13 protein-coding genes are annotated in these 13,919 nt (G+C 30.4%); 7 read left to right on the top strand and 6 right to left on the bottom strand.

What is annotated here, in order from left to right; all coding sequences use genetic code 11:
• Nucleotides 1–144 precede the first annotated feature (144 nt).
• The 6 genes from ABZA65_RS07485 to ABZA65_RS07460 are packed head-to-tail and all read left to right on the top strand — an operon-like array spanning nt 145 to nt 6,517.
• A complete protein-coding gene (locus tag ABZA65_RS07485) occupies nt 145–1,389 on the top strand; it encodes a diguanylate cyclase (protein WP_373072247.1) in 1,245 nt (414 codons plus the stop codon).
• Between the two features lie 45 nt (nt 1,390–1,434).
• Nucleotides 1,435–3,060, top strand: coding sequence for a phosphoglucomutase (alpha-D-glucose-1,6-bisphosphate-dependent) (gene pgm / locus ABZA65_RS07480; RefSeq protein WP_373072245.1), 1,626 nt, complete (start codon nt 1,435–1,437; stop codon nt 3,058–3,060).
• Between the two features lie 10 nt (nt 3,061–3,070).
• Complete coding sequence (locus ABZA65_RS07475) at nt 3,071–3,379, top strand: pyrimidine/purine nucleoside phosphorylase (protein WP_373072243.1); 309 nt, start codon at nt 3,071–3,073, stop codon at nt 3,377–3,379.
• Between the two features lie 40 nt (nt 3,380–3,419).
• A complete protein-coding gene (locus tag ABZA65_RS07470; protein WP_373072241.1) occupies nt 3,420–5,423 on the top strand; it encodes a diguanylate cyclase domain-containing protein in 2,004 nt (667 codons plus the stop codon).
• Nucleotides 5,424–5,431: 8 nt separating this feature from the next.
• Complete coding sequence (locus tag ABZA65_RS07465) at nt 5,432–6,184, top strand: fructosamine kinase family protein (protein WP_373072239.1); 753 nt, start codon at nt 5,432–5,434, stop codon at nt 6,182–6,184.
• 9 nt (nt 6,185–6,193) lie between these two features.
• Complete coding sequence (locus tag ABZA65_RS07460) at nt 6,194–6,517, top strand: cupin domain-containing protein (RefSeq protein WP_373072237.1); 324 nt, start codon at nt 6,194–6,196, stop codon at nt 6,515–6,517.
• A 2-nt stretch (nt 6,518–6,519) separates the two neighbouring features.
• On the opposite strand, the gene ABZA65_RS07455 is transcribed toward ABZA65_RS07460, so the two are convergent.
• From ABZA65_RS07455 to ABZA65_RS07445, 3 genes are all read right to left on the bottom strand, one after another.
• Nucleotides 6,520–7,410, bottom strand: coding sequence for a bacteriohemerythrin (locus ABZA65_RS07455; RefSeq protein ID WP_373072235.1), 891 nt, complete (start codon nt 7,408–7,410; stop codon nt 6,520–6,522).
• A 151-nt stretch (nt 7,411–7,561) separates the two neighbouring features.
• Nucleotides 7,562–7,813: a hypothetical protein gene (locus ABZA65_RS07450; RefSeq protein ID WP_373072233.1), complete on the bottom strand. Its 252-nt coding sequence runs from the start codon at nt 7,811–7,813 to the stop codon at nt 7,562–7,564.
• Between the two features lie 163 nt (nt 7,814–7,976).
• Nucleotides 7,977–9,245: an HD-GYP domain-containing protein gene (locus ABZA65_RS07445; protein ID WP_373072231.1), complete on the bottom strand. Its 1,269-nt coding sequence runs from the start codon at nt 9,243–9,245 to the stop codon at nt 7,977–7,979.
• Between the two features lie 611 nt (nt 9,246–9,856).
• On the opposite strand from ABZA65_RS07445, the gene ABZA65_RS07440 reads away from it, so the two are divergent.
• Nucleotides 9,857–10,513 carry a pentapeptide repeat-containing protein gene (locus ABZA65_RS07440; protein WP_373072229.1) on the top strand — a complete coding sequence of 219 codons (657 nt, stop codon included), beginning with the start codon at nt 9,857–9,859 and terminating at the stop codon, nt 10,511–10,513.
• A 397-nt stretch (nt 10,514–10,910) separates the two neighbouring features.
• Here the strand turns inward: ABZA65_RS07440 and ABZA65_RS07435 are convergent, their stop codons facing one another.
• The 3 genes from ABZA65_RS07435 to ABZA65_RS07425 all read right to left on the bottom strand — a co-directional run bounded on the left by ABZA65_RS07435 (nt 10,911) and on the right by ABZA65_RS07425 (nt 13,917).
• Nucleotides 10,911–11,066, bottom strand: coding sequence for a hypothetical protein (locus ABZA65_RS07435; protein WP_373072227.1), 156 nt, complete (start codon nt 11,064–11,066; stop codon nt 10,911–10,913).
• A 418-nt stretch (nt 11,067–11,484) separates the two neighbouring features.
• Nucleotides 11,485–13,335, bottom strand: a complete 1,851-nt coding sequence (locus ABZA65_RS07430) for a class I SAM-dependent DNA methyltransferase (protein WP_373072225.1) — start codon at nt 13,333–13,335, stop codon at nt 11,485–11,487.
• On the bottom strand, nt 13,336–13,917 hold the full coding sequence (locus tag ABZA65_RS07425) for an HNH endonuclease (RefSeq protein ID WP_373072223.1): 582 nt from the start codon (nt 13,915–13,917) through the stop codon (nt 13,336–13,338).
• Nucleotides 13,918–13,919: the final 2 nt, after the last annotated feature.

Genomic DNA, 13,919 nt, shown 5'->3' with positions numbered 1-13,919 from the left:
TCTCATCATGTTGATTCTAATAGATCTTCTAGACCTGCCCCTAAAAAAATAGCAGCTAAACCTGTACCTAAAAAGGCTAAACCTGCTCAAGACGCTGATGACGTCTTCCCTCTTGATGAAGAGGACCTTAAGGAGTTCTAGTTAGTGACAAACGTTTTATTAGTAGATGATAGTAAATTTATACAGGTACTAGTTAAAGATGTACTTTTACAAAAATTAAATGTAGAGATCTCGTCATCATATACATTACAAGAGACAAAAAAACTACTCAAGGAAAATCACTTTGATGTAGCTATAGTAGATATAAATTTACCAGATGCACAAAACGGTGAAGCTATCGATCTGACAATAAAACACGGTATTCCCGTAGTAGTTTTAACTGCGGGAATGAACCAAACTTCAAAAAAGATCATCACTAAAAAAGATATAGTTGAGTATATAACTAAAAGCGATCCAGAAACTATAAAATATGTAGCTACGGTAGTTGAGCGCGTTTTGAAAAACAAGCAAACACATGTGATGATCGTAGATGACTCTAAAAGTTCCAGAAAACTGATGAAGACATATCTTGAAAAGTTAAATATCAATGTTGTTGAAGCAACAAACGGCCAAGAAGCATTGGAAAAAATAGAACAGTGTAAAAATAATTTATCGCTTATAATAACCGACAATGATATGGATATAATGAACGGTATGGAACTAACGACAAAACTCAGAGAAAAATATTCAAAAGACCAACTTGGAATAATTGCCGTTAGTGCTTCAGGCAGATCTTTAGCTACAAAATTTTTGCGTCACGGGGCAAACGACTTTGTACACAAACCGTTTACGTTTGAGGAATTCTCATCTAGGGTAAACCTTAACCTTGAACTTATAGACCTCTTTAAAAAGATCAAAGATAATGCGAACAAAGATTTCCTAACGGGTCTATACAACCGCCGCTATTTCTTTGAAAATTCACCTAGTAAACTCTCAAAAGCCAAACAAAAACATGAAAATTTAGCTGTTGCCATGTTAGATATTGACCATTTTAAAAAAATAAATGATGAGTACGGTCATGATGTCGGTGATATAGCTTTAAAAGAGATGGTATGTATTCTTCAAAAAGTACTTACAACTTCAAGTATTGTTGCAAGGTTTGGTGGTGAAGAGTTTTGTCTTTTATTAGAATATTTAGAGCTAAAAGATCTTCAGAACATGATGGAAACACTTAGACTGGAATTTGAAAAAAACATTATTAAGGTTAAAGATATAGAGTTTTCATACACCGTATCTATAGGTTTATACTATGGGTTATTAGATTCAATAGAAGATATGATCCAAATTGCCGATCAGTGTTTATATGAGGCAAAAAACAGCGGAAGAAACAAAGTTATAATCAAACAGTAAAATATGGTTTTGATATAATTTTACAAACTTTTTTGGAGATTAAATTTGGCAAATACAAAAGCAGGAAAAATAGTAGATAAAAAAGATCTTATTGATGTAGATCAGCTAACAGACGCATATTACAATAATAAGCCCGACATTAATATAGAAGAGCAAAAAGTTGTATTTGGAACATCGGGGCATCGTGGAAGTTCATTTAAAAACTCTTTTAATGAAACACATATCTTTGCGATAGCTCAAGCTTTAAGTGATTACCGCAAGCAAAACAATATAGACGGTACCCTTTATATCGCAAAAGACACTCATGCACTATCAACTCCTGCACAACTTAGTGCTCTAAGAGTTTTTGTTGCCAACGGCATTGAGTGTGCCATAGCAGAGCATAACGGATATACTCCGACACCTGTGCTTTCATTTACAGTAATTGAAGCAAATAAAACTTCGGATAAACTTTGTGATGGTGTAGTTATCACTCCATCGCACAACCCTCCTGAAGACGGCGGATTTAAATATAATGCCATCAATGGAGGACCTGCAGACACTGATGTAACAAGCATAATTGAAAGTAAGGCTAACGAGTATATAGCTAACAACTTAGAGGGTGTAAAAACTATTGATGAGAATACTGCCATCAACTCTGTAATCAAGTTTGACTTTATAACTCCATATGTAAAAGCACTAGATGAGATCGTAGATATGAAACTTCTTCAAGAGAGTGACCTAAAAGTTGGTGTAGATCCTCTTGGTGGTTCAGGTATAGAGGTTTATAAAAAGATCAACGAGATCTACGGACTCGGACTTGATATAGTTAATGACAGAGTAGACAAAACATTTAGCTTTATGTCTTGTGATCATGACGGGAAAGTTAGAATGGATTGTTCATCGCCTTATGCTATGACTTCGCTAGTATCTCTAAAAGACAAGTACGACTTGGCTTTCGCAAACGATCCTGACTTTGACCGTCATGGAATCGTTACAAAAACAGGACTTATGAATCCTAACCACTATCTCTCAGTTGCAATTTGGTATCTTTTTCAAAATCGTGAAGGCTGGAATAAAGATCTAAAGATAGGAAAAACATTAGTATCAAGCTCAATGATCGATCGCGTGGCTGAGTCCATAGGAAAAGAGATTTTCGAAGTACCTGTAGGGTTTAAATGGTTCGTTGATGGAATGATCAAAGGCTACCTTGGTTTTGGTGGTGAAGAAAGTGCCGGAGCTTCATACTTAAGAAAAGACGGAAGCGTATGGTCAACTGATAAAGACGGGATCATAATGAATCTTTTAGCTTACGAAATTACAGCTAAACTAAAAAAAGATCCATCTGAGATATACAAAGAACTAGAAAATCAGTTTGGAGTAGCATATTATGAGAGAAGCGATGCAGCGGCTTCTAGTGAGCAAAAAGCAAAACTAAAAAAACTAAGTCCAAGTGATATAACTTCTAAAACATTAGCAGGTGAAGAGATCACCGGTATATTTACAAATGCACCTGGAAATGACCAGGCTATAGGCGGGCTAAAAGTTGTAACTAAAAACGGTTGGTTTGCAGCACGTCCTTCTGGGACTGAAGATATTTACAAGATATATGCTGAAAGTTTTGTATCTACTGAACATTTAGCTACAATTCAAAACGAAGCTAAGGAAATAGTTCTTAGTGTAATAAAATAAAGGATTTTAAATGAATTTAGAAAACATAACAATAAAAAAAGAAGCAAATATCTACTATGACGGTAAAGTAACTAGCCGTACTATCTATTTAGCAGATGGTAGTGAGCAAAGCCTAGGTGTAATGCTGCCTGGTGAGTATACTTTTAACACTGGTAAAGCTGAGATCATGGAGATGATGAGTGGTGAACTTGAGATCAGACTACCTGGTGAGAGTGATTTTAAAAAGCTTAACACACCTGAGAGTTTCAATGTACCGGCTAACTCTTCATTTGATTTAAAGATTAAGACTGTAACTGATTATTGTTGTAGTTACATTTAATCCTACTTAAACTACTCCTAAAAAGGCTAGTATAAACATGATGGATAAACAGATTGTAGCTCCAAATCTTTTACGCATTATAGATTCTATCGAAGAAGGTAGATTTGAAATTGCTGCTAAATGGATAGAGGTACCTTCTGTAGTATCTGTTTTAAAAAACCGCAAAATCTCAACTAATAAATTCAAAGACAATTTTGGTGTACAAATTATTGAATACTTTATCGCTGTAGTTAGAGAGGAGCAAATGGCGGGAGACTGCCCTATTATGAGCAAGCTCGTAAACTATCTTCTAGATAAAGCTATAAACCCTAAAGAAGTTTTTAATATATGTATGGGTTTTAGAAAAATGCTACTAACATACATTTTTGAGAAAAACTTAAATGGCGAAAACAGCATAGAGATAATGAATGAATTAGCAGATATATTTGATGCTAACCTTTCAGGTGTTTTAGACATCTTTACTGATCTATATAAAAGACAACAAGAACGTATTATAAAATCTCAAGAGAAAGATATTAAATACAAACAAGTATCTCAAATAATTAACTTTATATACAACAAAATCATCATTGTAAAAGATGGAAAAATAGTTATGGCTAACAAGGCTTTTCTAGAACTAACAAACAGCTCAAGTATAAAAGAGTTTTATAAAAAGCATGCAGACCATATTAAAGATGAAAACAATCATAATAAAAAGAACTACTGTATTGGAAACATTGATGATTGGTTAAAAGATATATGTGAAAACAACAACTCTTTTAATGTAAATGCTTTCAACTATAAGATGGAAAAAGTTTTTACATATAACGGTAGAGTTACACTTTTACCTGATAACGATGAAGAGAAGTACATCATAAGCTTCAACAATGTCTCAACGTTCATCGATCAAAACAGTAAGTTAAAAAAAGACCTCGAAGTAGATAAGTTAACAGGTATGTATAACTATATAAAGTTTGAGAATATTTTACATGAAGAAGTTTCCAAACTAGAAAATGTTTATAAAAGATCAGCACTTGCTGTAATAGATATAGACAGTTTAAAGTCAAAAGAGGAATCAATAACAGTTTCACAATACAATAAAATAGTTCTAAAAGCTGCAAAAGTCATCCAAAAAAATATCTGCAGCGATAGCTATGCAGCACACTTACATGATACGATATTTGCAATATTACTTCCTGTAGAGGACCAGCAAGATAGTTACGACTGGTGCAATAAGCTCTTTGTTGAGTTAAATAAGATTGGTGAAAGGGTTAATTTTGCACTTTCATGTTTCGATTACTCTGAAAACGTAAACCACTCCCTTCGTCATGCTTTAAGCTTAGTAGAAAAAGCAAAAAAACTAAAAGACAATGCCATAGTGACTGATTTTGACAATGTCCATGAGTCAGAACTACTTGAAAATCAAGAGAAGTTTATATCTCTTTTAGAAAAATCAAAATGTGTAGATATGACAACTTATTATAAAGAGTTACCAATACTAAGTTCCAATGAGATAGTATATTCAGATAACTGTTGTGTCAAAGTGCGTACTTCAAAAAAACAACTTATATCTATTGAACCAAATAAAAATATATACTTTAAACTTCCTAACCTAGATAATATAAAAGCTAAAATAAAAGATATAGATAAAGAAAATAAAACTATTACTCTACATAATTTTAAAGAGAGCAAAGAGTCACCTATAATTAGGAAATATTTTCGTATAAAAGCGGAAGAGAATATACAAGCTACTATAATTTATGAAGACAAAGCCGTGACAACTACACTTATAGATTTAAATTCTAAAACTCTTTCTCTTCTTTGCACAGACTTGGACTTTTTAGAAGTTGGTTTAGAAGTCAAAGTTTACATTGAACTTTATTTAAAAGATGAAATACATAAAATAAACTCTCCTGGAAAAATAATGAAAATTGTAGAGAATGAAGACAATTATAAAATCATTATAGAGTGTTTTTACAGTATGCAAGACGAATCTGTTATAAATAACTATATCTCTTTAAGACAGCTAGATATCGTAAAAGAGATACACGATAAAAGTCTGTAATTACGATCATGGAAGCTTTCTTTAAAAAAAAGAATCAAACACAATTTAAAGACTCTCTACTAAAAGAAGTAGATGGTTTAAATGCACTCTCAAAAGCACTAAAATTTCAAGACAAACTGCTAATACCAAAAATATATAATTTTGATGAAGATGTATTAAATATTGAGATGATCCAATCTTGTCCTTCAACTAAAGAGACCTCATCAATCCTTGGAAAAATGCTTGCAAAGATGCATAAACAAGTGTATGAGCACTATGGATATAACCAAGACAACTACATAGGACTGAATCCTCAAAAAAATACTCTTTCAGATAATTGGGGAAGTTTTTTTGTTGAGTATAGACTTGGCTTTCAAGTATCTCTTATTCAAGACACAGATATAAAAGATCATTTTCATGAGGTTTTAGATTTGCACAGCAAAAAGCTAGAAAGCTTTTTAAATGAAAATACAAAACACCCTAGTCTTGTGCATGGAGATCTATGGAGCGGAAATGTTATGTTTGACTCTAATGAAGCATACTTAATAGACCCGGCAGTATATTATGGGGACAGGGAAGTAGACTTGGCAATGACTCATATGTTTGGAGGGTTTGATAACAATTTTTACAATGCTTATGAAAAAGAGTACCCTCTTTCGAAACACTATACTACAAAAGAGGTGCTTTATAATCTTTACCACTATCTAAACCACTACAACCTTTTTGGGACTGGATACCTAGGCAGATGTGAAGATGGATTTAACCTTATTAAATCTCTATAGGAGTTTATAATGAAGCAAAAATTTTATAGCTTTTTACAAGATATTCCAAACTCTTCCAAAGAAGAAATTTTCGAAACTATAGCTAAAAATGAGAGTGTAAGAATTGAAAGAATAATCTCTTATGGACAAGTATCACCTAAAGATTTTTGGTACGATCAAGACGAAGATGAATTTGTGATTATTTTAGATGGAAATGCTGAAATAGAATATGATGATGGAACAAAATATAAACTTTCAAAAGGTGATTCTCTGTACATAGATGCTCATCAAAAACACAAAGTAGTATATACTTCAAATCCAGCTGTATGGTTAGCAATATTTTTGGCTAAATAACCCTAAACTCTCTTAGCAGCATCTATATCTCTAATTGAGTTTATATTTTCATCCATATTATCTAAATCATCCAAGTCTATTGCATTTTCTTGTTCTTTTAAATAGCATATAATTTTGTGATCTTCATGTATTATATGATTTACCAGCCATATATCTATTGATGCCAGAAGTTCTCTTTCAAACTCAACAAGTGACATAGTTGGAATCCTATGCAAAAGTTCGTTAATTTGATCTATTATTCTTTCATGTAAAGCTTTATGCTCTTCAAGCAGAGGATACCCTATAGAGTCCATAAAATCTTCTTCTCTACTAAAATGTTCTTTCATATATTGGTTTAACTCTAAGATCACTCCCTTTATATGCTTCTTAGGTTCTTCTTTGTCTTCATGTGAAAAAGCTTTAAATGCTATCATAAATAATTTTTGGTGATCATCGTCAATCTCTTTATTTTCTAGTAAATAATCATCCTTCCAAGTAAACATATTTCTCAATACTTTGATATCTCGTTTAAAATGTTGAACTTTTTTATCCTCTATCATAATATGCTGAACTAGACCGTTTTTTACAAAGTCTAAAATTTTATTATAGGTTTGCTCATCATCTGAAGAATTAAAAGTGCTAATTATATTTTGCAGGTTTGCCACAATGGCTTTATGTATTTTTTTGTGTTCTGGAAGCTTGTTATACTGAAAAGTACCCATATACTTCTCTTCATTGGCAAAGTGAACCTTAGTATAACTTACTAACTCTTCTATTGTATTTTTGAAGTTAATACTACCCCTATTTTCTTCAATACTTTTTGCTAATTCAAATAATTTTTTATGCTCTGAATCTACTTTTTCATCCCCAAGAGTATAAAGTTCAGACCATTCTATAGAGTTACATTGATTCATAAGATTCCCTTTTCTATACAAATATTATACTCTCATAATGTTTAAAAATTCGATATATTAATTATTATTTTTAACAGGAAAGGTGATTTTTTTATATAGATTCTCACCAACAACACAAATTGGTTGTGTTTATTGGCTGAATCAAAATGTTTTATTTATAATTTTGTTTGCTAGGGAACTTCTCTACTGAACTATACTCATCATCCCAGTCATCAAAATCATCGTAGTCATCGTATGAATCATAATCTACGCTAAAAACTGCATTGTAACCTTTTTTTTCTAACTCTTCATCTATCATATTCAGAGTTAAACCTTTAGATTCATACAGTTCAAGGATTTCAGCTATATCAGCCTCATCAACATTCGCTACTTCCATTTCCAATCTAATGTCAGAAACTTTCATTTTGTCCTCAACAATAATAAAAAAATCCTAATGGATAAAACGTTTAGTAGTAGTTACTAAACACAGCCAAACTTACACTTGACTCTGAGCGGTTGAATTAACCGTTTGGAGTATAAAATTATACAATATATTAGAGTAAATGAGTTAAAAGAACTGTATATGATTACAACATTCTATGCCAATAACTCTCTAAATAAGCAGTAAGAAGTGTTAAAAGTTCTGTTTCATTTTTTGTTGTCATTTCCAAGTGAACTTCTGTAGCAATTGTATAAAATGCTTCAAGTACTAAAGGATCAAAATGTGTTCCTGAACCTTCACGGAGCAACTCTAAACTTCTCTCTAAAGTAAAAGCTTCTTTATAAGGACGGTTTGAACAAAGAGCATCAAAAACATCTGCCACGGCAAAAATACGAGCTACTAAACTAATCTCTTCTCCCTTTAGTCCATGAGGATAACCACTACCGTCATATTTTTCATGATGTTCTTTTATTATAGGTATTGCATCATATAACCAACTAAGCGGTGTAAGCATCTCAACACCTAGTTCAACATGCTGCTGCATCTGTTTGAATTCTGTTTCATTGAGTGGACCCGGTTTTAGTAATATTGTATCGGTGATACCTATTTTACCTATATCATGTAACAATGCTCCGTTAATTAAAGACACAAAAGTATCTTTAGGTACTTTTAAAACCTCTGCTATTCTAATTGTGTAGTAAGTAACTCTATAGTTATGAGCATTTGTATCGCTGTCACGAAGTGCAATAGCATTCCCAAGTGCTAAAATAGTATCAATATTACTAGATAGAAGCCTCTCTTCAGTGTCTTTCAAATCACGATACTGACGGTATATAATAGGAAATATGGCAAATACAACGAGTAGTAAAATAATCGAAATACTTATAAATACATCTCGCATTTTATTTCTCATAGACTCTATAGTCTCTTTAGAGATAGGCAAAGCTATTTTAATCTGTAAATCTGGCATATGTTCTATATGTAATAATTTTGTAAAAATTAATGCGACTGCACCGTTATTCATTGGGATCATATGATAAGATGCTTTTTTATTTTGTTCAATGCTCAAACTCTCAAACATCTCTTCTATATAAGAAGGTAGAGAGGTACTTTTGTTTAGTAAAGTCTTTTTGTTACTATCTATAAGCTCTATGCGTAACAATTCTCCAGAGTCTATTTGGCTTTGTGTTTTTTTTGAGAGTTCTTCGAGTTCTTTTTCTAAAGAGCTGATAACCATCATTTCTGTTGCATATGCTTGAAGACCTTTGTTAATAATAACATCAATCTCTTTGGCCTGCTCATGTTCGTAATATTTATAAATACCTACAAAACCTAAGAAAGTTACGATGATAAATACCCCTATCAAACGTATGAAGAAAAGGATCAAGCTATTGTTTTTAAATTTTTTAAACATACTAAATGATAGCATATTTATGGTTGAAAGTTTTAGAAAAAATGTTTGTTGATTTATAAATGGATGGTGCGGATGAGAGGATTGTATTTACATACCTATAAAAAACTACAAATACCCATAAATATGGCTTTTCTAACAATCAATATTTTTCAATTTTAGCCAAATTTTGCTATTTTTGGAACAATTTTGGCACAGTATTTAAACGGTCTAAGTAATGTTTAACAATCTTCAGGTTTCATGAATTTTTAACATTTCTTCGCATTAAATCGGCAATACGTTTAGAAGATATTACTTTGATATGAATACGCAAAATTCAATTGTTACAGAAAGATATGGAACTTACGTACATGAAAAACTAAATAATACACAAAAACCTTATGTTGGATACATTTTTGAAGATGGATAGTCCCAAGTTAATGATGAGAGTGATAAATTAGAACAGTGGTAAGCTTTATTTCCAGAAAAATCAATGGAACAGTTAAAAATATTTCTGAATGTATGAAGTATTTAAAATTTGTAAACTATTTTGAAAGTCGTAGTTCAGGAATATAAAGATAGAATTAAAAAAGAATAAGCTCGCTCATAAAATATAATCTTCCAGGAATAAGCAATTGTCCACAAATGATAAAAATAAAAAAGCATTTAGCTATAAGTTTTTAGATAGAAGAGGAAGGAATTTTTTATACAAGAACTTTAATAAATCCTCTAGTTTTAATGCAAATTTTTCTGAAGCTATTTTTTCAGGTACTTCATTTATCGGTACTAAATTTAAGATTTGTAGTTTTTACGGATCTACCTTTAACGGATGTTTATTGCAAGGAACATTGTTTAATAAATGTAATTTAACAAATGCAACTTTTGAGAATACAATTATTATATCTTCTAGTTTTAAGAATACAAAATTAAGGGGTTGTAAATTTTATAATTGCAAAATATTTAGTACAAAATTAAAACCTATCATTCCTGAAAGGAATCTAACTAATAGTACATTTTTAGATAAAGTGCCTGATAGTAAAAATTTTAATCAAGAATTACTTTATACTATTGAAAGTCTCAGAGCTAATGATTATATTAGAAGATCTAAAGTTTTACATAGAAAGAAAGGTTTATTAAATACAATTTCAATTGAAGTTTTAGTATCTGAATTTGGAGAAAATTTTTTAATTGAAAACTTACCAGAACTTGCGAATATTACAACCAATGAATTCCACACCCTAAGTTATATTCAGAATTTATTAAAAAAAATACAAAAGAATGATACAATTTAAGACCTCGGTCTTAGTCACCTATAGAACTCTTACAATTAACAAATAAATGCTCGTCTACGGACAGATTGCGAGGTTAAGGTATTTATATATAATAAGTTAATGGAGGTATTGCCCATGGTAATGGATATTTTCACAATAAGTTCTTTTGTAGTTTTTTTATTTTACAAATTATTATGTTATATCAGTTCTATATCTGGTGACGAGATAGCTACTTGTAATAAGAATAGAACAATCCTCCACTATAAATGGTCTAAAGTGGTTCATCACTAATTTTGTAAAAAAGTTTGAGTTTAACTCTTTGATACTATCAGTTTTTAACCATTGCTCATAAGAGTAATTATCGTATATATATACGTTGGATTGAAATTTTTTTGTAAAGGAACAATTTTAATGTACTCTAATTAGCCACCATTAATCTATCTCTAACTTTTAGCTGTTTTATTTCGACATGTAAGTCAACAGCAACATCAAATGGCTCACCAAAAACATATCTAAGTTCATTATATAATAATTCCCCATCTTTTCCATTAACTACAAATTGAGTTACAAACATAAAAGATACAATCACCAATTACATAGAAGGTAAAAAAGAGTAACTTAAATACAGAGAAGTTTAATAACTACTCCGTATAATTTATTGACACATTATAGGTCTCCCTATAACTATATTGGCATTTGATATGTCTGCTGAGATTTTCTTCTGTATCCATCCATTGTATTATTCACATATATATCCCATACATATACCTGTTGGATGACTTGGAAGAGAACTGCCTTTAACTGATACTTCATATACTTTTGAAGTAGCGTGGTCTGAACATGTTTTATGGTATAGATTGAGGGGATGCTTACACTATATATACGATCCAAAAACTAATGAATCATAGTGACATAAAGATGACAGAACGCTATGCAAAACTTAGTAAAGATAGTGATCGAGATTTTGTTGACGGTATATTTTAAATACATTATTAAGTTGTATATTTGGATGTAATAAAATTATCAAGTTCCTCATAATTTATTTTAGCAAGTAAAAATTTCACTTCTTTTTCAGTAAAATCATATATTCCAAAGTCTTTTAAATAATTTTTCCCTAATCCAAAATATCCTGATGCATAATGTTTACATTTATTTTCTATATAACTCCATGCCACACTTGAGACTATAAGCTTTTGAAGTATATGTAAGTTTCTTTTATTTTCTGAATATGCTGCCATTCCATTATAAAAGTACAAGTTCTCATCACTATTCAATACAGCTTTAAAGCCTTGTTTAACAAGCTGTGGAAAAAATAATTTGTGCTTAATCTTATCTAGGGATTGTGTTCTACCAAATGCATACCAAACAGGATATTTTCCATTTCCCTTATCTCTAGTCGCTAGTAATTCTTTTTTTGTAAGTAGATAAGCATATGCTTTAGGAAATTTCAATGAGAATATTTCTTCTTCAATAATAACTGCTTGATTATTTTTATTATGGGTATAAGGGAAAATAATTTTTTCTTTCAAATTATCAATATCATCATATCTATTTAAGTTATTTGAATTTATAATTTCTTTACATACATCTTTTTCTATAGCTGTTCCATCTTCCATATAAAAATATTTTTTATCTTCTTTAATTGATTTAAAAATATACACATGATTTTTTAATGTGGCTATACCACTTTTAGTGTTATATATTTTTCCAAATGGTCTTCCTATGGATTCTAATCTTGTTACTAACTGACTATTCTTTAAACTCCATCCCTTTTGAGTATCTAAACTTTCATAACTATCTTTGTTAAATTCTAGCGTTGAAACATCTTGTAAATTTACTTCCTTGGTACTGGTATAATACACAAAATCTGATACCTTCTTTTCCAATAAACATATACACGTATATGTCATTCTTGACTTAAATATCTGTTCATCTTTAAAATCTATTATTTTTAAGAGTACTTTTTCTTCACTAAAGTATTCTCTTATAGCTCGACCATTTACACTATTCATAAATGTATTTACAGTTATAAAGCCTAAGACACCATTATTTGTCAATAATTTATGACCTATTTCAAAAAATGGAATATATAAATCAGGATGTCCAGTTTTACTTGTACTCCATTTTTTCATAAGTTCTTTTGTTTTATTATCCATATTTCTTGAACAAACATAAGGAGGATTACCTAATATTAAATCAAAACCACCATTCTTTTTAATTTGTTCATCTTCTTTTTTCCATTCAAACTCTAATGAATCAGCAGCATATAAATTGAAATTAAATTGTATTTCATCTTCACCATGAATAATCGCCAACAGAGAAAGTAATATTTCTGTTCTTTCAATACTATATTTTTGAATATCTAGGCCAAAAATATTTTCCTGAAAAATTTGTTTAAAAGATTTATTTGTTTTTTGTCTGAGTTCAAGACTAGCATCTATTAAAAATCCTCCACAGCCACAAGCAATATCAGCTATCTTTATTTCATTAATAGATTTATTGGATAGTTCGTTAAATGATTGTTTAGTTATATATTTTCTAATATTTTCTGGAGTATAAATTGCGCCATTAACAAGCTTATCGGAAGGAGAAATAACAAATTCAAAAAGCTCAAGAAGTTCTTCAAAACAAAACTCTTTATCTACTCTCTTTATTAACTTAATAAACTCTTGAAGATTATTATATTCATTTTGACAATTTTCTGTAATTATTAAACTTTTTATATATTGATTATGCTTTATTCTAATATTTTTAACATTAACAAAAGCAGATGCTAAAAGCCTATTTATTGAATCGACATTATTATCATAATTTTTTAAATAATTATATATTGACTGATTCAACTATATCTCGTCATAAAAAAGATTTGTATATTTTTTAATTTCTTTTTGTACATTTTTGAATTCTCTTAATATAGTTAACTCTTCTGGATGGTCTTCTCCTAAACTGTCAGATAGAGCATCAAGATCATCGCTTTGTTTTTTAAGCTTTTCTATAATCCATATTAACTCATGTCGTCTTAAATCTAATTTGAGTTTTTGGTGTATATACTCACCTTGCTCACAACCATCATAATATTTAATTTGTCCTTTATCATTTCTATATAATGTTTCACTATATAAATCACTACAAGGGTCTATAAAACCTTTATCATCCCTCCAGTAATCCCATTTTGACCTATTGCAATAAGGACAAGAGTAAACTAAATTTTCATACTCTGTTTCTAAATCAGGAAAAAGTTTTTTTGGCTTAAAATGGTCAATTTGAAATCCTTGCGATCCTCCAGCATAAACATCTAGTCCATCACAATAACCACACCTCTTATTGAAATTTTCTCTTAGATAAGGTTTATATGCACCATAAGTGTTATACTTTGTCCCAGTGTAGTCTCTTTCCGGTTTTTTTTCTTGTATTGAGTATGTCATGA

It is taken from the genome of Sulfurimonas sp. (assembly GCF_041583195.1).
In the GTDB taxonomy this organism is placed as follows: Bacteria; Campylobacterota; Campylobacteria; order Campylobacterales; family Sulfurimonadaceae; genus Sulfurimonas.
Note: the sequence above shows the minus strand (reverse complement) of the source record. Positions and strands in the feature narration are given on the sequence as shown.

Coding starts and splice junctions, on each gene's coding strand:
- ABZA65_RS07475 (WP_373072243.1), top strand. CDS start 3,071: ATGAATTTAGAAAACATAACAATAAAAAAAGAAGCAAATATCTACTAT.
- ABZA65_RS07470 (WP_373072241.1), top strand. CDS start 3,420: ATGGATAAACAGATTGTAGCTCCAAATCTTTTACGCATTATAGATTCT.
- ABZA65_RS07465 (WP_373072239.1), top strand. CDS start 5,432: ATGGAAGCTTTCTTTAAAAAAAAGAATCAAACACAATTTAAAGACTCT.
- ABZA65_RS07460 (WP_373072237.1), top strand. CDS start 6,194: ATGAAGCAAAAATTTTATAGCTTTTTACAAGATATTCCAAACTCTTCC.
- ABZA65_RS07455 (WP_373072235.1), bottom strand. CDS start 7,410: ATGAATCAATGTAACTCTATAGAATGGTCTGAACTTTATACTCTTGGG.
- ABZA65_RS07450 (WP_373072233.1), bottom strand. CDS start 7,813: ATGAAAGTTTCTGACATTAGATTGGAAATGGAAGTAGCGAATGTTGAT.
- ABZA65_RS07445 (WP_373072231.1), bottom strand. CDS start 9,245: ATGTTTAAAAAATTTAAAAACAATAGCTTGATCCTTTTCTTCATACGT.
- ABZA65_RS07435 (WP_373072227.1), bottom strand. CDS start 11,066: ATGTTTGTAACTCAATTTGTAGTTAATGGAAAAGATGGGGAATTATTA.
- ABZA65_RS07425 (WP_373072223.1), bottom strand. CDS start 13,917: ATGACATACTCAATACAAGAAAAAAAACCGGAAAGAGACTACACTGGG.